16 protein-coding genes and 1 pseudogene are annotated in these 23,368 nt (G+C 68.1%); 4 read left to right on the top strand and 13 right to left on the bottom strand.

Annotated elements, in window-relative coordinates; translation table 11 throughout:
• Positions 1 to 208: 208 nt before the first annotated feature.
• The 7 genes from AC1DQ3_RS19800 to AC1DQ3_RS19770 form a co-directional block, all read right to left on the bottom strand.
• Positions 209 to 1,417, bottom strand: coding sequence for an ABC transporter substrate-binding protein (locus AC1DQ3_RS19800; RefSeq protein ID WP_477121853.1), 1,209 nt, complete (start codon positions 1,415 to 1,417; stop codon positions 209 to 211).
• A gap of 95 nt (positions 1,418 to 1,512) precedes the next feature.
• The gene (locus tag AC1DQ3_RS19795) at positions 1,513 to 2,238 is read right to left on the bottom strand and encodes an ABC transporter ATP-binding protein (protein ID WP_477121852.1); all 726 of its coding nucleotides are present in this window, start codon (positions 2,236 to 2,238) and stop codon (positions 1,513 to 1,515) included.
• Between the two features lie 9 nt (positions 2,239 to 2,247).
• A complete protein-coding gene (locus AC1DQ3_RS19790) occupies positions 2,248 to 3,024 on the bottom strand; it encodes an ABC transporter ATP-binding protein (protein WP_477121851.1) in 777 nt (258 codons plus the stop codon).
• A gap of 355 nt (positions 3,025 to 3,379) precedes the next feature.
• Positions 3,380 to 5,080: a GMC family oxidoreductase gene (locus tag AC1DQ3_RS19785; protein WP_477121850.1), complete on the bottom strand. Its 1,701-nt coding sequence runs from the start codon at positions 5,078 to 5,080 to the stop codon at positions 3,380 to 3,382.
• A gap of 171 nt (positions 5,081 to 5,251) precedes the next feature.
• Positions 5,252 to 6,220 (bottom strand): lysophospholipase, encoded by a 969-nt coding sequence (locus AC1DQ3_RS19780; RefSeq protein ID WP_477121849.1) that lies wholly within the window; start codon positions 6,218 to 6,220, stop codon positions 5,252 to 5,254.
• 79 nt (positions 6,221 to 6,299) lie between these two features.
• Entirely contained in the window at positions 6,300 to 6,788 is a 489-nt protein-coding gene (gene cueR, locus AC1DQ3_RS19775) for a Cu(I)-responsive transcriptional regulator (protein ID WP_477121848.1), read from the bottom strand.
• A complete protein-coding gene (locus AC1DQ3_RS19770) occupies positions 6,775 to 9,252 on the bottom strand; it encodes a heavy metal translocating P-type ATPase (protein ID WP_477121847.1) in 2,478 nt (825 codons plus the stop codon). Before AC1DQ3_RS19770 ends, cueR begins: the two co-directional genes overlap by 14 nt.
• 259 nt (positions 9,253 to 9,511) lie before the next feature.
• On the opposite strand from AC1DQ3_RS19770, the gene AC1DQ3_RS19765 reads away from it, so the two are divergent.
• Complete coding sequence (locus tag AC1DQ3_RS19765; RefSeq protein ID WP_477121846.1) at positions 9,512 to 9,712, top strand: heavy-metal-associated domain-containing protein; 201 nt, start codon at positions 9,512 to 9,514, stop codon at positions 9,710 to 9,712.
• 87 nt (positions 9,713 to 9,799) lie between these two features.
• Here AC1DQ3_RS19765 and AC1DQ3_RS19760 read toward each other — a convergent pair whose 3' ends face one another.
• The 6 genes from AC1DQ3_RS19760 to AC1DQ3_RS19735 all read right to left on the bottom strand — a co-directional run bounded on the left by AC1DQ3_RS19760 (position 9,800) and on the right by AC1DQ3_RS19735 (position 21,440).
• Positions 9,800 to 10,528 carry an OmpW/AlkL family protein gene (locus AC1DQ3_RS19760; RefSeq protein WP_477121845.1) on the bottom strand — a complete coding sequence of 243 codons (729 nt, stop codon included), beginning with the start codon at positions 10,526 to 10,528 and terminating at the stop codon, positions 9,800 to 9,802.
• A gap of 259 nt (positions 10,529 to 10,787) precedes the next feature.
• A complete protein-coding gene (locus AC1DQ3_RS19755) occupies positions 10,788 to 11,744 on the bottom strand; it encodes a delta(1)-pyrroline-2-carboxylate reductase family protein (protein WP_477121844.1) in 957 nt (318 codons plus the stop codon).
• Positions 11,745 to 11,915: 171 nt separating this feature from the next.
• Positions 11,916 to 14,153: a penicillin-binding protein 1C gene (gene pbpC / locus AC1DQ3_RS19750; RefSeq protein ID WP_477121843.1), complete on the bottom strand. Its 2,238-nt coding sequence runs from the start codon at positions 14,151 to 14,153 to the stop codon at positions 11,916 to 11,918.
• Positions 14,150 to 14,851 (bottom strand): lysoplasmalogenase, encoded by a 702-nt coding sequence (locus AC1DQ3_RS19745; protein ID WP_477121842.1) that lies wholly within the window; start codon positions 14,849 to 14,851, stop codon positions 14,150 to 14,152. Before AC1DQ3_RS19745 ends, pbpC begins: the two co-directional genes overlap by 4 nt.
• Positions 14,848 to 20,877, bottom strand: coding sequence for an alpha-2-macroglobulin family protein (locus tag AC1DQ3_RS19740; protein WP_477121841.1), 6,030 nt, complete (start codon positions 20,875 to 20,877; stop codon positions 14,848 to 14,850). Before AC1DQ3_RS19740 ends, AC1DQ3_RS19745 begins: the two co-directional genes overlap by 4 nt.
• An 89-nt stretch (positions 20,878 to 20,966) precedes the next feature.
• Positions 20,967 to 21,440: an Lrp/AsnC family transcriptional regulator gene (locus AC1DQ3_RS19735; protein ID WP_477121840.1), complete on the bottom strand. Its 474-nt coding sequence runs from the start codon at positions 21,438 to 21,440 to the stop codon at positions 20,967 to 20,969.
• Positions 21,441 to 21,709: 269 nt separating this feature from the next.
• On the opposite strand from AC1DQ3_RS19735, the gene phhA reads away from it, so the two are divergent.
• The 3 genes and pseudogenes from phhA to AC1DQ3_RS19720 all read left to right on the top strand — a co-directional run.
• Positions 21,710 to 22,642, top strand: coding sequence for a phenylalanine 4-monooxygenase (phhA, locus tag AC1DQ3_RS19730; RefSeq protein ID WP_477121933.1), 933 nt, complete (start codon positions 21,710 to 21,712; stop codon positions 22,640 to 22,642).
• Positions 22,643 to 22,803: 161 nt separating this feature from the next.
• Positions 22,804 to 23,121 (top strand): 4a-hydroxytetrahydrobiopterin dehydratase, encoded by a 318-nt coding sequence (locus AC1DQ3_RS19725; RefSeq protein ID WP_477121839.1) that lies wholly within the window; start codon positions 22,804 to 22,806, stop codon positions 23,119 to 23,121.
• Positions 23,122 to 23,238: 117 nt separating this feature from the next.
• A pseudogene (locus AC1DQ3_RS19720) lies at positions 23,239 to 23,368 on the top strand (IS607 family transposase); the annotation flags it as partial.

The raw sequence follows: 23,368 nt of genomic DNA, 5'->3' as shown, positions 1-23,368 counted from the left end.
GTCAATATGAAGCGAAGCATTCCTGGCCGGGCGCCTGGCCGCGGCCAGCATCGCCACGCCGGAATCCTTCCGCTTGTGCTCCGAGCCGCGAACCCGGCGCCATGGCTGGCCCGGTGCAAACAAAGACACTGGCCCCCCGCTGCCGATGCCGGTCGACGGTACCGGGCGGGGGCAATACACGTTCAACTCACAGGCTTGCGTTTACCGCTTACTTCTTCAGCAATGCGCACTTCGATTCCGCCACCGAGGTAAAGGCCTGGTCGCCCGGGATGGTGGCCACCACCTTCAGGTAGTCCCACGGCTTCTTCGACTCGGCCGGCGACTTCACCTGCAGCAGGTACATGTCGTGAATGCCGCGACCGTCCTGGCGGATGTAGCCCTTGGTGTAGAAGTCGTTGATCTTGGTCTTCTTCAGCTCGGCCATGACCTTGTCCGGATCATCCGTCTTGGCTGCCTCGACTGCCTTCAGGTAGGTATGCACCGCGGAATAATCGGCCGCCTGCAAGCTGCTCGGCATCTTCTTCATCTTGGCGAAGTATCGCGCGGCGAACTTGCGCGTATCGTCGTTCATATCCCAGTACCAGCTGTCGGTCATCAGCAGGCCTTCGGTGTTCTTCAACCCCAGGCTGTGGATATCGTTGATGAACATCAGCAGGCCAGCGATCTTCATCGTCTTGGTGATGCCGAATTCCTTGGCCGCCTTGATCGAGTTGATGGTGTCGCCGCCGGCATTGGCCAGGCCCAGGATCTGCGCCTTCGACGACTGCGCCTGCAGCAGGAAGGAGGAGAAATCGGAGGCGTTCAGCGGATGGCGCACCGAACCCGCCACGGTGCCGCCGCTAGCCTTCACCACGGCAGCGGTGTCGGTCTCGAGCGAATGGCCGAAGGCATAGTCCGCCGTCAGGAAGAACCACGACTTGCCGCCCTGCTTGACCACTGCGCTGCCGGTGCCCTTGGCCAGCGCCACCGTGTCATAGGCGTAGTGCACGGTGTACGGCGAGCACTCCTCGTTGGTCAGGCGTGCCGTGCCGGCGCCGATATTGATGTAGACCTTCTTCTTCTCCGACGCCACCTTGTTCATGGCCAGCGCGGTGCCGGAATTGGTGCCGCCGATCAGCACGTCCAGGCCCTGCTGGTCCATCCACTCGCGCGCCTTCGACGCGGCGATGTCGGCCTTGTTCTGGTGATCCGCCGAGAGCAGCTCGATCGGCTTGCCCAGCACCTTGCCGCCGTTATCCTCGATCGCCATCTTGATGGCTTCGAGGCCGCCCGGGCCGTCGATGTCCGCGTACAGGCCCGACAAGTCGGTGATATAGCCGATCTTGACGGAATCGCCCGAGACCTGTGCCGATGCCGTACCCGTTGCCACCCCCGCTACGATAGCCGCCAGAGCGACCGCCACCCGAGTCATCTTCATTGCTTATCTCCTTGGTTTCGGCGGCACGTGACGCCACCCGTTCCTGCCCTAAAACATTGCCTGCGATGCTTGCCGGCGACGCGCGCCAGCAAGCATCAGACCCCAAGCAGTTCGTTCAGCACCGGCATCTTGGCCTGCAGCTCGGCGGCTGCGAAGCGCTCGACGATGGTGCCGTGTTCCATCACATAGAACCGATCGGCCAGCGGCGCGGCAAAGCGGAAGTTCTGCTCCACCATCACCACCGTGTAGCCCTTCTTCTTGAGCATCAGGATCATCCGTGCCAGCGCCTGCACGATCACCGGCGCCAGCCCCTCGGAGATCTCGTCGAGCAGCAGCAGGTTGGCCCCGGTGCGCAGGATGCGGCCCACCGCCAGCATCTGCTGCTCGCCGCCCGACAGGCGCGTGCCCTGGCTCTGGCGGCGCTCCTTCAGGTTGGGGAACATCTCGTAGATCTCGGCTTCGCTCATGCCCTTCTGCGCCGCGCCGCCCTTCATCTTCAGCGGCGGCGGCAGCAGCAGGTTCTCCTCGCACGACAGGCTGGCGAAGATGCCCCGCTCTTCCGGGCAATAGCCGATGCCGCAATGCGCGATCTTGTGCGTCGGCATGCCGATGGTCTCGGTGCCGTTGACGCGGATCGAACCCTTGCGCTGGCCGGTCAGGCCCATGATGGCGCGCAGCGTGGTGGTGCGCCCGGCGCCGTTGCGGCCCAGCAGGGTCACCACCTCGCCGGGGTTCACGGTCAGGTCCACGCCATGCAGGATGTGCGATTCGCCATACCAGGCGTGCAGGTCCTTGATCTCTAGTGCGGGCGTTGTGCTCATCCTGGCTCCTCAGTGCGCGCCCTGCAGTTCGGCATCGACGGTGCCCATATAGGCCTCCATCACGCGCGGGTCCTTCGATACTTCGGCGTACGGCCCTTCGGCCAGGATCGCGCCACGCTGCAATACCGTGATCTTGTCGGCGATCGACGAGACCACATTCATATTGTGTTCGACCATCAGGATGGTGCGCCCCAAAGCCACCTTGCGGATCAGTTCGGTGACGCGCGACACGTCTTCATGGCCCATGCCCTGGGTGGGCTCGTCCAGCAGCATCAGCTCGGGCTCCATCGCCAGCGTGGTGGCGATCTCCAGCGCGCGCTTGCGGCCGTATGGCAGGTTGACGGTCACGGTGTCGGCCGCGTCGGTCAGGCCGACCTGTTCGAGCAGTTCCATGCCGCGCCCGTTGAGCGTGTCGAGGGTGTTCTCGCTGCGCCAGAAATGATAGGAAGTGCCGAGTTGCCGCTGCAGCCCGATGCGCACGTTTTCCAGCACCGTCAGGTGCGGGAACACGGCCGAGATCTGAAACGAACGGATCACGCCACGGCGGGCGATCTGCGCGGGTTTCTCGCGCGTGATGTCGATGCCGTTGAACAGGATCGTACCGGTGGTCGGCTCGAGGAACTTGGTGAGCAGGTTGAAACATGTGGTCTTGCCGGCCCCGTTGGGGCCGATCAAGGCATGGATGGACCCGCGGGCTACCCGCAGATTGACATCGCTTACCGCCGTAAACCCCTTGAATTCCTTGGTGAGGTTCCGCGTTTCCAGGATCGTGTCTTGTTGATTCATGGTCTCCTGCCCGCCCTCTTGCCGCGGCGCCGGCTTCTGGTCGGCACCGCCAAATGGTCAGAACTGTGGTGCCTGCCGCACCACCACGGCACAGGTCGCGCCAATCCATCGCGCTCCCCGTGGCTTGCGGCGTTGGCGCCGCTTGTCCTTTTGCCAGCCGCGCCGCGCCCTCGCCGAACGCGCGGCGCGCCCCCGGCGAGGGCGCGCCAATGTGAGCGGTGCTGCACGGCAGCCCGGCGTCTATTGTGTGCGTCTGCTGCGTCGCAAAACATCCGGGTTTGCACTGATTATGAAACATGAACCAGATGTCAGGTTGGTGTCAGGATCGCCTCGGGTTTGCGGCAGGCCTGGGGACTCAGGCCTGGGTTGCGGCGCCCGCCTTGGCGGCAAGCGGCGCTTGCGCCGGGGACGCGGCGCCGTCCACGACCTTGCCTGCCGCGCCGCTCGCACGCTGGCGCCGGTCTTCGCGGATCATGTCGCTCGCGCGCTCGGCGATCATGATGGTGGGCGAGTTGGTATTGCCCGAGGTGATCAGCGGCATCACCGATGCATCGACCACGCGCAAGCCGTCGATACCGAGCACGCGCAGGCGCTGGTCCACCACGGACTCGGGATCGTCAGGCCGGCCCATGCGGCAGGTGCCCACCGGATGGAAGATGGTGGTGCCGATCTCGCTCGCGGCCTGGGCCAGCTCCTCGTCGGTCTGGAGCGCCGCGCCGGGCAGCCATTCCTGCGGCTTGTAGGGCGCCAGGGCCGGCGCCGCCACGATGCGCCGCGTCAGGCGCAGCGAATCCGCCGCGACCTTGCGGTCGGTATCGGTGGACAGGTAGTTGGGCGCGATCACCGGCGCATGGCGAAACTCCGGATCGGCGATATGCACGCTGCCGCGCGAGGTCGGGCGCAGGTTGCACACGCTGGCGGTGAACGCGTTGAAGCGATGCAGCGGGTCGCCGAACTTGTCGAGCGATAGCGGCTGCACGTGATACTCCAGGTTGGGCCGCGCGTACGACGCGTCCGAGCGCGCGAACGCGCCCAGCTGCGACGGCGCCATGCTCATCGGGCCGCTCTGGTTGACCGCGTACTGCAGGCCGATGCCGAGCTTGCCCCACCAGCTGCCCGCGCGCGTATTGAGCGTACGCACGCCCTCCACCTTCACCACGCTGCGCAGCTGCAGGTGGTCCTGCAGGTTCTCGCCCACGCCGGGCAGCGCATGGCGCACGGAGATGCCCATCGCCTGCAGCCGCTCGGGCTGCCCGATGCCGGACAGCTCCAGCAACTGCGGCGTATTGACCGCGCCCGCGGCCAGGATCACCTCCTCGCGCGCCGCCACCGTAAAGGGCTGCCCGCCGCCGAGATAGGCCACGCCGCTGCAACGCCGTCCATCGAACGTCAGCGCGCTGACATGGGCGCCGGTGACGATGGTCAGGTTGGGCCGTTCGGCCGCGCCGCGCAGGAAGGCCTTGGCGGTATTCCAGCGGATGCCGCGGCGCTGGTTGACCTCGAAGTAGCCCACGCCGAAGTTGTCGCCGCGATTGAAATCGTCGGTGCGCGGGATGCCGGCCTGCCCGGCGGCGTCCATGAAGCGCTCCAGGATGTCCCAGCGCAACCGCTGCCCTTCCACGCGCCATTCGCCGCCGGCGCCATGGAATTCGTCGCCGCCGCGATGATGGTCCTCGCTGCGCTTGAACAGCGGCAGCACATTGTCCCAGCGCCAGCCGTCGTCGCCGGTCAGGCGCGCCCAGTCGTCATAGTCCTCGCGCTGCCCCCGCATATAGATCATGCCGTTGATCGACGACGAACCGCCCAGCACGCGCCCGCGCGGATAGCCCAGCGAGCGGCCGTTCAGCCCGGCCTGCGCGACGGTGCGGTACATCCAGTCGGTGCGCGGGTTGCCGATGCAATACAGGTAGCCCACCGGAATGTGGATCCAGTGATAGTCGTCGCGCCCGCCGGCTTCGAGCAGCAGCACGCTCACCTCGGGGTCCTGGGTCAGGCGGTTGGCCAGCACGCAGCCGGCCGAGCCGGCGCCGACGATGATGTAGTCGTAAGTCTCCATGCTTTTTTCTTGTCAGGCCTTGCGCCGCGTTGGAATGGGTTGAAGACGAACCCGCGCGGGAACGCCCCGCCGGGCTTGCGAATGCCCGCGGACCTGCGCAGGCTGCCAAGCTTTGGCCACGGTCGCGCGCAATGGTTCAGGTGGAGGCAGCCAGCAACGCATCATGCGCGCTCACGCCGCCTGCGGCTGCAAATGCTTGCGCAACCAGTCGGCAAGCACGGTGAATACCTCGTCGCGCAACGGCTGCGCCTCGTTGAACAGCTCGTGGTAACCGCTGTCGAACCAGCGCCCTTCGCACAGGTCGCGTGGCGCGCTATCGCAGAAGCGCCGGCTGCCGGCCGGGTCGACGATGCGATCGTCGCCCGCGACCAGCATCAGCGTGGGGGCTTCCAGCAGCATCGCATCGGCCTGCGCCTGCGCCATGCCATGCAGGAACGTCTCGAGCACGCCGGCGCTGATGGTGCCCTGCACCATCGGATCGGCACGATAACGCGCCACCGTCGCCGCATCGTGCGACAGATAGCGCGCATCGATCGGGTTGGGCACCCGCAGACGCGGCACCAGCGTCAGCAACAAGCGGTGCAGCGTCAGCATCGGTGCCGACAGTTTCAGTGCCAGCGCCGGCGACGACAGCACCAGCGCGCGCACGGGCCGCAGGCGTGCGGTAGCGAATCGCGCGGCCACCAGGCCGCCCATGCTGTGGCCCAGCAGGAACGGCAGTTCCTTCCACTGGCTCACGGCCGCGTCGTGGATTTCGGTGAGATCCTCGACAAAGACATCCGGGTGCTCGGCCACCATGCGTGGACCGCCGCTGGCGCCGTGGCCGCGCTGGTCGTAGGCGCGCACGCGCAGCCCCAGGCCGCACAGCAGCTCGGCCACGTGCTGGTAGCGGCCGCAGTGCTCGCCCAGGCCGTGCACCAGCAAGAGCGAGCCGGTGGCCTCGGGGAAGGATTCGGAATCGGGCTGCCAGGTACGCAGCAGCAGCTGCGTGCCGTCGCGCATGCGCTGGCGGCTTTCGGCGGGAACGATGGGCCGTGCCTGCGCCACGGCACCGGGACCAGCGTCACCGGCCTCGCCGGCACCACCGCCGGCAAGGCTCGCGGGCGCCCCGGCAGGAGCAGCGGTACTAGGTCGATCCATGCGATTGGTCTCCATCTCTGTTCCGCTACGGTGGTGCTGGTTCTGGCGCTACGGTTGCACTGGCCGCCGCCACGCGCGGCTAGGTGGCCGCCGTGCCGTCCCCTTCATGGGCGTGGCGATGGCGAGCCGGCATCGCCACGCCGCCTGCGCCATGCTCCGCGTCGCCGGTCTCATCCAGCCCGGCCCTCGCCATGTCCGCCAAAATCGGGCAATCGGGCCGCGCGTCGCCGCTGCAGGCCTCGGCCAGCTGGCGCAGCGTATCGCGCATGGCGGCCAGTTCGGCGATGCGCTGCTCCAGGTCCGCCACGTGGCGCAAGGTGAGCGCCTTCACGTCGGCGCTGGCGCGCGCGCGGTCGTGCCACAAGGACAGCAGGCCGCGTATCTCATCCAGCGAGAACCCGAGATTACGGGCACGCCGTACGAAGCGCAAGGTGTGCACCGCGCGCTCGTCGTAGCGGCGGTAGCCCCCCTCGCTGCGCGGTGGCGCCGCCAGCAGGCCGATGGCCTCGTAGTGCCGGATCATCTTGGCGGAGACGCCGGATGCATGTGCCGCTTCACCGATATTCATGTTCTGTCTCCGCCGGCTTCCAGCGCCGCAGCAGCAGTGCATTGCCGACCACGCTCACGCTGGAGAATGCCATGGCCGCGCCGGCCACCACCGGGTTGAGCAGACCGGCCGCTGCCAGGGGGATACCGATCACATTGTAGAAGAAGGCCCAGAACAGGTTCTCGCGAATCTTGCGCACCGTGCGGTGCGAGATCGCCAGCGCATCGGCCACCAGCGCCGGATCCCCGCGCATCAGCGTGATGCCGGCGGCATGCATGGCCACGTCGGTGCCGGTCGACATGGCGATGCCGACATCGGCCGCGGCCAGCGCCGGCGCATCGTTGATGCCGTCGCCCACCATCGCCACCACAGTGCCGCCCGCCTTTAGGCCATTGACGCGCTCCGCCTTGTCGGCCGGCAGCACTTCCGCCTGCACCTCGTCCAGCCCGAGCATCTCGGCCACCCGCGCGGCGGCGCCCTTGTTGTCGCCGGACAGCATCACCGTGCGCACACCAGCGGCACGCAGCCGTTCGATCGCGGCGCGTGCGCCGGGCTTGACGGCGTCGCCGAAAGCGACCAGGCCCAGCACGCGGTTTTGCGCAGGCGACGCATCCTGCGCGCCCGTCTCGATCAGCCAGGACACCGTACGCCCCTGCTCCTGCAGCGCTCGCGCCCGCGCGTCCAGCGTACCTGCCGCTGCGCCCAGCGCAGCACGCAGGCGTTCGCTGCCAAGCTGCAGCGCCACGCCGTCCACCTTGCCGGCCAAGCCCATTCCCGGCAGCGCGCGCACATCGCCAGCCGCCGGCGCCGCGATGCCGCGCGCCCGGGCTGCCGCCAGCACCGCATGCGCCAGCGGATGCTCGCTGCCGGCCTGCAGCGCGGCCAGGCGTGCCAGCAGGCGTTGCTCCTCGTCTGCGCCGGCACCGTCAGGCACCGCCAGCGCGACCACTTCCGGCTTGCCCACCGTCAGCGTGCCGGTCTTGTCGAAGGCCACCACCTTGACCCGGTGCGCCACTTCCAGCGCCTCGGCGTCCTTGATCAGGATGCCGGCGCGGGCACCCGCGCCGGTGCCCGCCATGATCGCGGTCGGCGTGGCCAGGCCTAGCGCGCAGGGGCAGGCGATCACCAGCACCGCCACCGCGTTGAGCAAGGCCGTTTCCCAGTTGCCGCCGACGACGCCCCAGCCCAGCAGCGTGGCCAGCGCGATACCCAGCACCACCGGCACGAACACCGAACTGACGCGGTCGACCATGCGCTGGATCGGCGCCTTGGCCGACTGCGCGTGCTCGACCATGCGGATGATGCGGGCCAGCACTGTCTCCGCGCCCACCGCCACGGTACGCGCGACCAGCCGGCCTTCGTAATTGATGGCGCCGCCGGTCAACAGCGCGCCGGGCTCCTTGGGCACCGGCAGGCTCTCGCCGGTCAGCATCGATTCGTCGGCATGGCTGCTGCCTTCGACCACTTGCGCATCCACGGGCACGCGTGCGCCCGGCAGCACCACGATCTCGTCGCCCACCCGTACCGAGCCGAGCGGCACCGTGACTTCGCCGCCATCGCGGCGCACGATCGCGCTATCGGGACGCAGCGCGGCCAGCGCGCGGATGGCGTCCGCGGTCTGGCGCTTGGCGCGCGTCTCCAGCCACTTGCCCAGCCGCACCAGCGTGATGACCACCGCCGCGCTTTCGAAGTAGAGGTGCGGCATGCCGTGGGCGCCGCGCCACATCAGCCACAGCGACAAACCATAGGCCGCCGAAGTACCGAGCGCGACCAGCAGGTCCATATTGCCAGCGCCCGCGCGCACGGCCTTCCAGCCCGCCCGATAGAAACGCCAGCCGAACACGAACTGCACCGGCGTGGCCAGCAGCCACTGCACCCAGGCCGGCAACATCCAGTGCACGCCGAGCCATTGCGCCACCATCGGTGCCAATAGCGGCAGCGACAGCGCCGCCGATATCGCCACCGGCCACGGACCGGACCAGAAGCCCTCGCCTGCCGCGCCCGCTGGCGCTTCGCCACCCACCGGCACGGCGCCATAGCCGGCGCGCGCGACTGCCGCGGCCAGCCCATCGGCATCCACGGCGCCGCGCATCACCGTGACCTCGGCCCGCTCGGTCGCCAGGTTGACGTGCGCCTCCACCACGCCCGGCACGGCCTTCAGGGCGCGCTCGACACGGGCCACACAGGACGCGCACGTCATGTCGCTGATGGACAAGTCAATGGCATGGTGCGGCACCTCGTAGCCGGCGGCCTTCACCGCCTCGGCAGCGGCCGGCAGCACCGCCGCGCTATCGGCTTCCAACGTGGCCTCTTCGGTGGCGAGGTTAACGGCGACCTGCCGCACGCCAGGCACTTTGCCCAGCGCGGTCTCGACGCGCCGCACGCACGAGGCGCACGTCATGCCGCCGATCGGCAGCCGCCATTCGGCAGCCGGCGCTTTTGCCGACGCGCCGGGTACTGGAAGAAGTTGGGAATTAGCGGGCATGGCCTGACGCAATGAGATTCAAGGTGACGACCAACACATGATGGACCTTACCATGTTGGGAAGGTCAAGGCCGAACGCAAGCAATGCATGCGCCACCTGCACCAATCGGGATGGCATCGAGCGGCCTTGCGCTTCCCATCGTGGGAAGGTGCAAACTTCAGGGGTAGATGCCAGTCCGGGCCGGCCAGCGCAGCGGTGGGTACGCTTTTTTGGAGCGGCAGGACGCTTTCTTCACATCCATTGCTACAGGAGATTCCAGATGATCCGGTTCCAGGTTGAAGGCATGTCGTGCGGCCACTGCGTGGGCGCCATCACGCGCGCTGTGCAGGCGCTCGATCCGGCCGCGAAGGTGTCGGCCGACATTCCCGCGCAAGCAGTCACGGTGGAAGCCGCCGCCAGCAGCCAGGCCCTGCGCGAAGCGATCGAGGCGGCGGGCTATCCCGTCAAGGGCGGCGCATAAGCCGGCGCGGCGGGCATGGCTCGCCGCTGCCGCCAGGCAAACGGGCGCCTCGCGAGGCGCCCGTTTGCCTGGCGGCTACCCCGCAGCTTAGAAGCGGTAGCCGACGCTCAGGAAGGTCACCACCGGATCGATCTTGATCTTGGTATGCGACACCACGGTGGCATTGCCCGCCGGACCGGCGTTCTGCGTAGTGAGCGTGGCGGTGCTGGACAGCGGCAGGTAGGAAACCGACAGGCCGACAAACCAGTTGTCGGTCACGGCGTAGTTCGCACCGACATTGAAGACCGCGTTCCACGAACTCTTGGCGCTGGCCGTCATCGTGGCGTTCGGGCCGAACTCGGACTTCACGAAGGTCTGGTTACTGATGGTTTCGTCGGTGAACCACGTGTAGTTCACGCCGATGCCCACATAGGGACGGAACTTGGACTTCGCTTCCAGGAAGTGGTACTTGACCACAAACGCCGGGCTCCATTGCTTCACGTTGCCCACCGTGCCGTACTTGGAGAACGTGCCCGAGCCCTGCACATCGTGCTTCGGCGGAATGCCGACAACGAGCTCGCCCGAGATGTTGTCGGTGAAGAAGTGTCCGAATGCGATGCCGAGCGTGTCTGCGGACTTGATCTTGGCACTGGTACCGGGTTCGGTCTGACCAACGGGAAAACCGTTGATGCTATCGACCACCAGCGGGTTGGCCGAATTGGTCGGCATCACGCGGAACCAGCCCAGGCTGACGATATTGCTGCCGGCGCTTTGCGCTTGCGCAGCGCCGGCAATCAGCATGGCTACGCTGGCCAGCAGGAACTTCTTATGGGACATGCCTCTTACTCCTGGTTAATTCTCTACCCGAGGCACGCATTATCCTGTCTGATATGACCCACTTGTTTCAAGCGCTTAACACATTTGTAGAAGCGCCTCCCAAAAGTACGGGTTAACCATTAAAAAAGCGGCAAATCACGGTGGAATCGCGCGCGAAACTGTACCGAATTTGCGACGCTCGCCGGCCGAAAATCCTGCTGCGCCGGATAGGCCTACCTGGTACAAGGGAATTCCGGCGACCCTCGCACCTGGCGAGGTGTCAGGCGGCCGCGCTGGCCAGCACGCAGGCGGCCAGGTCCCACAAGGCGTAGCCGACGCTTTTGAACACCACCGGGCTGCCCCGGCGCGCGCGCAGCTCGGCGGCGGCGAGGATGGCCTGCTCGAAGGGCTGCACGGTGGCCCAGTCGATGCCAGCCTGCAGCAGGTCGCCCGCCTCCTCCTCGATGCCGAACAAGGTGTCGGCCAGTAGCCGGCCATGCGCCGAGGCCGCCTGGCACAGCGCCGGCGGCAGCTCGCACATCTCCGGACGGAAGGCGCCCACCGCGGCGATGAAATGCTCGTCGCGCCACAATCCACTGTCCAGGTCAGGCAGCACCGGGGTCAGGCTGGACGTCACGGTCACCACCATCGACACGCGCGGCAGGACGATGCTGGCGTCGGCTACCGTCTGCGCGTCGACGCCAAGCGTGCGCGCATGCGCGGCGAGGGCCTCGGCCTTGGCGGTCGTGCGCGAATGCAGCCACACGCGGCGCGGCGCCAGGCCGGCGACGAAGGCTTCGAGATGCGTCTGGGCCTGCACGCCGGCACCGATGATCAGCAGTTCCCCGCCAGGCTCCGGCGCGAAGGACTGCGCCGCCAGCAGCGACACGGCGGCGGTACGCCGGCCGGTCACGGTGGGCCCGTCCAGCAACGCCAGCCGCTGCCCGGTATGGGCGTCGGCCACCACCACCTCACCGAGGATATTAGGCAAGCCGCGCTGCGGATTACCGGGGTGCACCGTGATGTTCTTGGTCATCACCAGTTCGCGGTTACGCGCGGGCATCACCAGCAGCGTGCCTTCGCCGCCCGCCGCATCGCCCACCGGCAGGGCGATGCGTGGCGGCGCCATGGCCGTGCCCGCGCGCAACTCGGCCAGCATGTCGGCAATGGCGCGGGCCAGCGCGGGATAAGGCAGGCGGGCCGCGGTCTGGGCGGCGTCAAGCAGGGCAAGGGACACGGCGGGTGGCTCCGGCGGCGGTTCGCGATGCTGGATTATCCGCGAACTCGCCGCCGGCGCCGCACACCCGGCAGGCTCAATGCGCCAGCAAGGCTGCTATCTCCAATATCCAGGCCAGGTACTGATGCCACCCAAGGATGCCACCCAAGCTGCGCGTGTTCGTCGAATTCCTCATGGCACGCGCGCCGCTCGCGCCGGCGTGGCCTTCGCCACCGCGCCGCGCACTTCGATGCCGATCCGGTCCACCACCTTGCCGGCACCGTCCAGCAACGCCACTTCATGCCGGCCGGGCCAGGGCAGCCAGGCCACTTGCCCGCCCCGTCCGAGCGGCTTGCCGTCGATGCGCCAGCTGACGCGTTGCGCGGTCTGTCCGCTGACGCCCTCGGCGTGGAACCACACGCGCTGCGCCATTGGCGGGATATCGGGATCGAGCGCGAACACGGTGCCGTCGGCAGGGCTGGCGATGGCGGCTACCGCATTGTCCGTGCGTGCGGCACCCCGAACGCTATCCGCGCTGGCCACATTGACCACCCGCATTGCGGTTCCGGCAAGAAAGACTTCCTCGCGCGCGGGTTCGAGACCATTCGCGAAGCGCAGCGGTACGCGCTCCACGCCCGCGGGCATGGCCGGCGCCACGCTCGGCACCGAGCGGTGCAGAGCCTCCATGATTTCGTGCCACACCGGCGCAGCGCCGGACACGCCCGACACCTCGTGCATGCTCGCGCCGCTGGCATTGCCTACCCACACGCCCACGGTGTAGCGCTGCGACCAGCCCACGCACCAGTTGTCGCGCATGTCCTTCGACGTGCCCGTCTTGACCGCGGTCCAGAAACGCGTGGTGAGCGGACTGTCGAGACCGAAGGTGCGCGCACGCGCGTGGCGGTCCGATAGCACGTCCGCAACCAGGTAGCTGGCGGCCGGCGACATCACCGGGCGCGCCGCCACCGGCGCCGCATCGGTACGCAAGCGCGCGGGCGCATAACGCCCGCCATTGGCGAAGGCGCGATAGGCATTGGTGAGCGCGGCCAGCGGCACATCGGCGCTGCCCAGCGCCAGGCTGTAGCCGTAGTAGTCGCCAGCCTGCGCGAGCGGCAGCCCGAGCGCGGTCAGGCGCTGGTGAAATCGATACGGCGTGACCATCACCAGCGTGCGCACCGCGGGGACGTTGAGCGACGAAGCCAGCGCCGCGCGCATGCTGACCCAGCCCGCATATTGACGGTCGTAGTTCTGCGGCACATAGAGCCCGCCGCCGCCGCCGGTGGGCAGGTTGACCGGCCGGTCGTCGAGCAGCGAGGCCGTGGTCAGCCGCCGCGCTTCCAGTGCCTGCTCATAGAGAAAAGGCTTGAGCGTGGAGCCGGCCTGCCGCGGCGCCGCCGCGTGATCGACCTGCGTGGCCGCGGACAAGGCGCCCGACGAACCCACGTAGGCGAGCACGTCGCCGCTGGCGTTGTCGATCACCACCACCGCGCCATCTTCCACATTGCGTCCCGCGAGTTCGCGCAGATGACGCTCCAGGCTGCGCGCAGCGACGCGCTGCAGGCCCGCATCGAGGGTGGAAGTGATGGTGGGCGGTACGGTGCCCGCGGTGCGCGCTTGCGCGACCAGCAGGCGGGCAAGATGCGGTGCGAGGCTGGGCGCCATGCCCGGCGCCTGGGCAGACGTCGATACCTTGCCGCCACTGCGCAGCAAGGCGAGTTCCGCAAAGCCGTCGAGGCCATCGCATGCCTGGGGCAATTGCTGTTCGCGCAGGATGCCGCAGGCGCGCTGCGCCACCTGCCGTGCACGTGCATTGGGCGCACGCACCAGCGCCACCGCCAGCGCCGCTTCGCGTGCGTCCAGTCCGCTGGGGTACTTGCCGAACAGCGCCTGCGACAGCGCGGACAATCCCACCAGTTCGCCGCGCAACGGCACCAGGTTGAGATAGGCCTCGAGTATCTGGTCCTTGCTCCAGCCGCGCTCCAGCGCGGCAGCGCGCACGGCCTGCGCCATCTTCTGGCGCACACTGCGGCCGCCATCGGCAAGCCGCAGATCTTCATCGAGCAGCCCGGCGAGCTGCATGGTCAGCGTGGAGGCGCCGCGCGTGCGCGTGTTCCACAGATTGGCCCAGGCGGCGGCGGCCACGCCCTGCCAGTCCACGCCGCTATGTGCATAGAAGCGCTTGTCCTCCGACAGCACGATGGCGGTACGCACCGCCGGCGAAATCTCCGCCAGCGTGACCCAGTCGCCGCGGCGCGCGCGGAAATCGTCGCGCACGCGGGACAAGGCCTCGCCGTGGCGGTCGAGCACCACCACGTCGGCGCTGCGCCAGCTTGCGCGCACGCTGTCGAAGGTCGGCAACGCATGGGCCGGCGCGCTCGCCACGCAGGCAGCGAGCAAGACCGCGCGCAGCATGCACTGGCTTGCGTTCATTCGTTCCGGCCGGCTGCCACGCCGGCCACCAGCAGCACCTGCGCGGCAGCATACGTCCACCAGATGCCCAGCGCGAAGGTGTCGAACGGCACAAGGAAACGCGCGCTGCCGAGCAGCCCGTCCGAGACGGCGAAGAACACCGCGCCGAGCGCGGCCAGCGGCGTCGGCAGCTTCGCCACCAGCGCGGCGCAAACCATCGACGCCAGCGCCACCACATAGACCGAGACCGGCACCACCAACGTGCCCAGGTTGGGCCAGAAGCGCCCGAGCATGACGCCGGCCGCCCCCATCACCGCGCCGCAAGCGAGCAGGCGATGCGCTCGCCAGTCGCCCGCCATCGGCAGCAACAATCCGATGTAGGCGAAATGCGCGAACAGGAAAGCCCCGAGCCCGCCGACAAAGGAGAACGACAGCCATGGCATTGCCAGCAGGAAGTCGCCGATGGCCGAGAACAGCAGTGCCGCCATCAGCCAGCGCCGCTCGCGGCGCGCCGGATGGAAGCGCGCCGCGCGCACCAGCATCAGCGCCATCGCGGTCTTCCACGCCGGCTGGAAAGCAATCTGCCCATTCAACGGCGCGCCGGGTGGCAAATCCATCGCCACGGTGACCAGCAGGCCGCCGTAGACCAGCCCGGCCATCGTGCCGGCCAACCACCATTCGCGCACCCGCGCGGGCATCATCGTTGCAAGCCAGCTCAAGGGCGTGCTCCTACGGTCACTCTGGCATTGGGTTGCGCGCCGAACACATCCGGCGCATACATCGCCTCCACCCGCGTGGGCGGCAAGGCGAACTCACCAGCGTTGTTCAGCCGCACGGTGTATTCCACGGTGGCACTGCCGCGCGGCATGTAGGCGTAATACTCGCGCAAGGCCTGCGGCGTACGCTCGGTGAATGCGGGCCATGCCCCCTTGCGCCGCTCGCCGCGCGAGGCGATCTCCGAATCGCGCCCCAGGCCGCTGCCGAGGATGGTGGCGCCGGCCGGCACCGGGTCGCTCACCACCACCCAGGTCATATCGGCCTGTGCATCGATCTGCAGCTTCACGCGATAGATGTCACCGCGCGACCACTTGCCCGCCACCGCCTGCTCCACCGCCGTCACGCTGCGCGTAATGCGGTAGCCCGCCGACAATGGCGCGGCCAGCGGTACCGCCGCCAGCGCCCGCACGGTGGCCCAGGGTTTGCCGGCGCCTAGCTGATCGGCGCGCAAGGTGGCCGCAACGCCGGCGCGCGGCCATGGCAGGCTGACGCTGCCGCCGGCCACGCCATCGGCTTTCCCGGCACGCGCCCAGTCGAAGCTGCGCGCGGCTTCCGGCATGCCTTCCAGCGTCACGCGCGTCGCGCCCGCCACCGGCGTCTTCTCGAAGGCGTGCGCAAAGCGCGTGATCGCCAGCGATCCCCAGGCGTTGGCCGTGGTGGTGCCCCAGGCGCCGCGCATCTGGCGGCCGAGCAGGCCGGTCGCCAATTGCGCGCTCTCGTCCTTCCAGCCAGGCAGGTCGAGCGACAGCGACAGCAGGCGCGCGGCGTTGAGATCGCCGCCGCTCATCAGCCACCACCAGTTGTCATCGCGCTCGGTGGAGAACGCCAGCCGCGTGCCCTGCACCGTCAGCCGCGAACGCAGGATCTGCTGCGCTTGCGCCAGCCGCTCCTCGCGCTGCGGGATATCCTGCACGCGCGACAACAAGGCGATCCAGTCGAGCAGCGCCGAGGTTGGCCACTGCGCCGGCAGGATCTGGATCGACCCGAGCATGCGCGCCTGCGCATGCCCGCTGCGCGAGAGCGCTTCGAGCGCGGCCAGCTTGCGCACTTCCAGGTCCTGCGTCGGCGCCCAGCGCTCGCGCTTGATGCGGCCCTCGACGAAGGCAGCCAGCCCGCGTTCCATGCGCTCGCGGGCTTCGTCGGGCAGGCGTAGCGGCAAGCCCGCGCGCACCGCTTCGTCGGACACGGCCAGCAGGTAGGCGGTCAAGACCTCGCTGCCGGCGTTCCCTTCGTTCTGCAGCGGGAAATACGCGGCCAGCCCATCGTCATCGAGATAGCCGGGCAGTTGCGCCGTCAACGCGTTCCACTGCGCCGCATCGCCCAGCCCGACCGCGCGCGAAGCGCGCTGCTCCAGGCACGAGAACGGATAGTTGCGGAACCAGTCACGCACGCCCGGCATGCCGCCGGCCAGCGAGGCTTGCAGATTCACCTGCAGGCCACCGCGCGGCTGGCCCGCGGCATCCGCGAGCGCGCCCTGCGGCGCGCGTACCGGCACCGCGAGGTTGGGCGCCAGTTGCGCCAGCGTGGCTTGCTGCACGGTGAGCGGGACCGCTGGCACCAGTTGCTGCGAGAGCTTCACGCGATCGCTGGCGCCGCCGGTCTTGCCGGTCTCGGTGGCTTGCACCTCCCACTGCACGGTCCCTTCCTGCACCAGCGATCCCGCGGGCAACAGCGGCGCGCTGACGTCCCAGCCGATCTCGTGCGATTCGCCGGCGGGAATCTCCACGGCCTGCGCCGCCAATGCTTGCGGCTGGGCGGCCTGCCCCGGCGGGCTGACGCGTGCCACGGCCTGCACCGTCATGGCGCGCTGCGTCGTATTGCGCAACGTGAACATCGCGCGGTAACGGTCCTCCTCGCGCACCACCGGCGGCAGGCCCGAGATCAGTTGCAGATCCTGCGTGGCGGCGATGCTTGCGCTGCCGCTGCCGAAGCGGTTCACGCCCAGGTCCGCCACGGCGACAATGCGGAAACGCGTGAGCGAATCGTTGAGCGGCACCGTCAGCATGGCCCGCCCTTCGCCATCGAGCTGCACGCGCGGATTCCACAGCAGCAAGGTATCGAACAACTCGCGCGTGGGGCTCTTGCCGCCGCCGCCGCCTGCCGGCACCGCCTTGCGGCCGTAATGGCGCCGGCCGATGATTTCCATCTGCGCGGTAGCCGTCTCCACGCCATAGCTGCGCCGACTCAGCATCGCATCGAGCAGGTCCCAGCTGGTGTTCGGCATCAGCTCCAGCAGCGCTTCATCCACCGCGGCGAGCGCGACTTCGCCATTGGCCGCGGGCTTGCCATCCGGCAGCTTCACCTGCACCGCAACCTGCGCCTTGCCGCGCACCGGATAGCTGGTCTTGTCCGGCGTCACCTTGACATCAAGCTTGTAGCCCTCGTTGCCCACGCGGATTTCCGCCAGCCCGAGGCGGAACGCCGGCTTGGACAGATCGACCAGCGCCGTGGGCGCGGCATATTCCCGGCCCTCGCTGCGGAACGCCTGCCACCACTCGGCAGGCTGGCGCCAACCCCACGTGAAGAAGGAATACCAGGGCACCTCGCGCAAGCGGCCGCGCAGCGCCAGCACCGACACATACACATTGGGGCCCCACTCGGGCTTGACCTTGACCCGCACCGTGGGATCGCGCCCGTTCAGCTCCACCACGCTCGTTTCCAGCACGCCTTCGCGCTCCACCGCCACCAGCGCGGTGGCGTGGCGGAACGGCATGCGCACCTGGAACACGGCGGTGTCGCCCGGCGCGTAAGCCCTCTTCTCGGGCAGCACGTCGATGCGGTCGTTGTTCCCGCCGCCGAACCACAATTCGCCCTGGCGCGTCACCCACACGGTAGTCGCCGCCTGCGATACACGTCCCGAGTTATCGCGGGCCTGCGCGATCAGTTCCACCTGGCCGGCCTCGGGCAGCGACACCTCGCATTGCATGCGGCCCTGCGCGTCGGTGCGGCTCTCGCACACGCTGCCGAGATCCTTGCTCTCGTTGCGATTGTCGTAGCGATAGAAGCCGCCCACCACGCGCTTGCGCACAGAAGTGGTAGTGCGCAATTGCGCGCGCAGCGCGATCGGCACATTGGCCTGCGGCCGTCCTTGCGGATCGAGCGCCACGGCGTGCACCAGGAGCTTCTGCCTGACCGAGACCCAGCTCTCCGCACGGATCCCCGCCACCACGCCCGCCGGCCACATCGGCACGGTTTGCCGCAGCGTCTGGATCTCTCCGTTGGGGTCGGCAAAACCCGACTCCACCACGAGGTCCTTGGGCTCATCCAGCCTGGGCATGTTCTTCAGCGTCAGCGTGCCGCCGCCATTCTTGTCCAGCTTCAGCGGCAGCTTGTCGGCGACCAGCTTCTGCGCCTCGTCGCGCTGCGCCGCACCTTCCTCGCCTTCGTCCTCGTCGCCGCTGCTGTCCTTGCGCGGTTTGCGCGGCGCGTCGAAGGCATAGCCCTCATAGTCGGCAAAGCGCACGTACTTGTCGTGCAGCAGCGCCGACACCTGTACCGGCAGCCCCGCCGCGCCGCCGCCCGATACGTAATGCACTTCCACGTTGAGCGGCACCTCCGGCGGTGCCACCAGCGCCCCGCCGCTGCCGGCCTTGAGCGTGCCCGCCAGTACCGGCAGGCGGAACGCCTCGACGCGGAAGCTGCCGCCATCCAGCACGCGATCCTTCGCATCGCTGAACGATACCGAGTAGACACCCAGGCTGGCAGCCTGCGGAATCGCGAAGGTGTTCTCGGCGCTGCGCCCGCCGGTGGCGGTGGTGCGCCACTGCACCGGCTGTTCGTAGGTCTGGCCGCTGCCTTCGTGAACGATGATCATTTTTTCCGGCAAGGGATCGCTCGCCGGCGGCAGCGCGAACCCGTTCGCGGTCTCGGCGCGGATCAGGTGCTTCATCGACACCGTTTCCCCCGCGCGCAGCAAAGTGCGGTCGAAGATGGTGTGGAGGCGCACGTCCGGCATCGCGCTGGTGTCGGTCGGCACATTGAAGCGCCAGCTCTCGATGCCCTGGTTCCAGCCGGACATCACGAAGGCCATATCGGCCTGGCCGCGCGCCTGCGGATGGTCGGCGGCGATGCGCGCCGATACGAAATAGCCCGACAGTCCGGTGTCGTCGCAACTGCGTCCGCGCACGTCGTCCAGTCCGTTGAAGCTGGCCAGCCCAGCGGCACCGGTGCGGCCCGATGCCAGCAGCTTGCCGCTGCAATCGCGCAGCGCCACCGCGGCATTGGCCACCGGCTTGCCATCGTCGAGCGTGGTCACCCAGGCCAGCGCCGTCATCTTGCCGGAGCCGCGCGCGAGTTTGAAATGCACGCCGAGATTGGTCACCAGCGCGGCGGTGCGCACGTACATCGGCGCAGGCTTGTCCAGCAGTGCCTCGCCGAGCACCGGCGACGCGATCTCCACCACATGAAAGCCGGCTTCAGGCAAGGGAATGCCCACCACCTCGAACGGGCGCGGCGCCTTGCCGCCCGGCTCCGACAATTGCGGGATAGCAAGCTTGCGCGCGCCGGCCACACCATCGAGCAGCGAGACCGAGCGGGTTTCGATGGAGGGTGCGTCGCGCGGGTTGTTCACGGCAGAAGGCGAGCGGCCCGCAAGAATGGCATTGAGTTCGCCCCGGGTCCAGCTGCCCTCGTGAAACCGGCGCACCAGCCCGTACCAGCGCAGCACGGCGCCGTCGTCGTCCACCTTGAGGCGGCGCACGGTGCCCGCTTGCGCGCGCACGCCCAGTACGGGCAGGTCCGCCTCGACATTGCGCAGCGTCACCGGCAGCAGCGCAGGGTAGTCGGCCGGCGACTTGCCCTTGGGCAGTTCGCCAAAGCGCTCGAGCACGCCGAACGGCGCGGCCGGGAATTTGGCTAGCGGCGGCATCGCTGCCGTGCTCACCTCGAGTGGGAACAGGTCGGCATTGGACAACGCGCGGCCGCTGTCGTCCTTCAGGCCGGCGGGTACCGACAGCGTGAACCCGGTCTTCTCGGCAAAGGGCGGCGTGAAGGTGACACTGCTGACGGGCGCATCACGCGCCGCGCCCGGCTCGAATTGCGGGGCGCGCGGGCCTTTCGGCGTATTGAGCAGGATATGCTCCGCGTCCTTGCGCGAGATCGGCGCCGAGAACGCCAGCGAGATCGGACGCAACGGCGTGCAAGGGGACTGCGCGCGTTCGCGCTCGCAAGTAAAGCTGGCGGTGAAAGGCTCGCGCACGGTGTAGTCGAGGCGCCGTTCGTCGCGCGTGGCCAGGCCCGAAGGCGTGGCGATGCCGCTGCCCAGCACCAGCTGCATGCGCGCGCCGGACGGCAGGCGCTGCTGGCAGGCCAGCAGGTGCACAGTGTCGGCCTCGTCGGCCTTCAGCTTCCAGCGCAGCGCGGCCAGCACGGCGTCGCGCTCCTTGCCATCAAGCAAGCGTACCGGGATACGTTCCCCCAGGCCCTGTGCCTGGCACCACGCCGCAGTGCGCACCGAGTCGGCGGTGGCCGGTCCGTTGAAGCGCAGCGCGAAAACCTGGTCTTCCTCGATCTCGCCGTCGCCGGGCCGCGCCGCCACCACGGTAGGGCCGCCGGTTTCGAAGCGGTACTCCGGCTTGCCGGCGTAGGCCTTGCCCGCCTCGCTCTTCAGGCCCGCGACCACGCGCACCGAGCATTTGACGCCGGGCGGCAGGTCGCGCGCAAAATTGAACACCCAGTTCTTGGCGTCGATCCAGCGCGCCTGTCCGGCGGTCGCGCTGCCGCTGCAGGACACCACCGCGGGCGGACTTGCCTGCGCATCGCCCAGCGGCACCATCGCTTCGTCGAACCGGATCGCCACCTGCCGCACGCGCGACACTTCGCCCTCCGGCGAGAAGCGCACGATCTGCGCCGCCTGGGCCGGGCCCGGCATCGTCGCCAGCACAACCTGCAGGCAAGCCGCGGCAGCCCACCCGGCCCACGCATACCCACCACGTTTCGCACGCTTGTCCAGCCGAGCGACGATCTGCATTGTCCTGCCCCCCCCGTTTGCGGCACCCGGCGAGGGTGACATGCGCCGATGGCAAGCGCAAGTCCGGGCACCAGGCGCGGGCCCGCCGGCTATCGCAAATGCGACAGCGGCAGCGGCCCGTCGCGCTTGAGCGCGGTGAGCACGATATTGGAACGCACGCTCTCCACGCCCGGCACGCGCATCAGCTTCTTCATGGTGAATTCGGCAAGGGTCGGCAGGTCGGGCACCATGATGCGCAGCAGGTAGTCGGCCTCGCCCGCCACGGAGTAGCACTCCTGCACCTCCTCCAGCAGCAGGATGTCCTCCCGGAAACGCTCGACGATGGTGTCGCCATGGTGGGCCAGCTTGACGCTGGTGAACACCAGCACGCCGAGCCCGAGCGACGGCGGCGACAGCACCACGCGGTAGCCGGTGATGACACCGTCGGCTTCCAGCCGCGCCAGGCGCCGCCCGATCTGGCTGGGTGAAAGATGGATGCGTTCGGCCAGCTGCTGGTGGGTGGAACGGCCGTCGGTCTGCAAGGCCGCCAGCAGCGCGAGGTCGAATGGGTCGAGGTTGGTCATGATTGGGTCGCTTCGATCGCGTTAATCGGGCAGGAATCGCTTCTTGTTGTGTACTACGCCTGCCGACAGGAATGTCGGCCCTGCGGCGCGGCTTGTGGCAGGCCGATTGTCGACGGCAAGGCACTCGCGCATATATCACGCATAAAATAGCAAATTTCTGCGTGATATACGCATCACATCACGAAAGAAAGCCGTTTTTGCGGGCCATCTGCGTCATCGTCTCAGTAAACTGTGCGGTAATTCTGCAGGAGATAAACCTTATGGACGCCATGGCTACCGCTACCCAGGCAGGCGACGCCCAAGCCAGCTTTGCCGGCACGATGACCGACAAGCTGAAAGAACAATTCGATGCCGGCCTGCTGTCCGGGCAGGAGCTGCGAGACGATTTCACCATCGCGCAGCCGCTGGACCGCTATACCGACATCGACCATGCGGTATGGCGCAAGCTGTACGACCGCCAGGCCACCATGCTGCGCGGCCGCGTCTGCGACGAATTCCTGCAGGGCCTTTCCACGCTGGGCATGGAGCGCGACCGCGTGCCCAGCTTCGACCAGCTCAACGAAACCCTGATGCGCGCCACCGGGTGGCAGGTGGTGGCAGTGCCCGGCCTGGTGCCGGATGCCGTGTTCTTCGAGCACCTGGCCAACCGGCGCTTCCCGGCCAGCTGGTGGATGCGCAAGCCCGAGCAGCTCGACTACCTGCAGGAGCCGGACTGCTTCCACGACGTGTTCGGCCACGTGCCGCTGCTGATCAACCCGGTCTTCGCCAACTACATGGAAGCCTACGGCAAGGGCGGGCTCAAGGCCGCCTCGCTGGGCGCGCTCGACATGTTGGCGCGGCTGTACTGGTACACCGTGGAATTCGGCCTGATCCGCACGCCGCAAGGCCTGCGCATCTACGGCGCGGGGATCCTGTCGAGCCAGGGCGAATCGATCTACAGCCTGGACTCGGCCAGCCCCAACCGCATCGGCTTCGATGTGCGCCGCATCATGCGCACGCGGTACCGCATCGACACCTTCCAGAAGACGTACTTCGTGATCGACAGCTTCGACCAGTTGTTCGACGCCACCCGCCCGGATTTCGCGCCGCTCTACGAGGCGCTGCGCGTGCTGCCCACGCTGGGCGCCGGCGACGTGGCCGCCACCGACCTCGTGCTCAACCGCGGCACGCGCGAAGGCTGGGCCGATAGCGACGACGTCTGAGCCCGGCACGGGCTGCCCGCGCACGCACTTTGTGAAAGAATGGCGGCATGCCCGCCCAGCCCCGTCCCGGCACAGGTCGCACAGGCCGGAAGGCTGGCCGGGCGGGCCGGCTTCACGCTTTTCCGCTTTCCCCTTTTCCCTTTCGGAGCATCGAACCCATCATGTCCCCTGCGCCCCTCGTGCCCCTTTCGCTGGAAGAACGCACACCGCTGCTGGCCGCCCTGCCCGGCTGGAGCCTCGTCAAAGACCGCGACGCAATCCACAAGCGTTTTACCTTTGCCGACTTCAACGCCGCCTTCGCCTTCATGACCCGTGTAGCGCTGGCCGCGGAAAAGGCCGACCACCATCCCGAGTGGTTCAACGTCTACAACCGCGTCGACATCACCCTGTCCACCCATGACGCCAACGGCCTGACCCGGCGCGATACCGACCTGGCCACGTTTATCGAGCGCGCGGCTGCCTCGCTGGCCAAACACTGAGCGTATCGGCTGCAGCAACGGGGCTCGAACTGCTTGCATAAAAGTTGCTCGTTTCCGCTCATTCCTGAATAATTTGAGCATGTCACGCAAGATGGCTGGCTCGGCGCGGTGACAGGAGGCCAGGTCGGCCGGCTCATCATCACGCATAAGGACCGGCTGTTGTGGTTCGGTGCCGAACTGGTGTTCGCCATTTGCGAGGCGAAGCAAGTGGAGGTCATTATTCTGAATCAAGGCGAGGACACGACCG

It is taken from the genome of Cupriavidus sp. 01T418, from assembly GCF_056398885.1.
The sequence above is the reverse complement of the archived record's forward strand: the minus strand, read 5'-3'. Positions and strand labels throughout refer to the sequence as shown.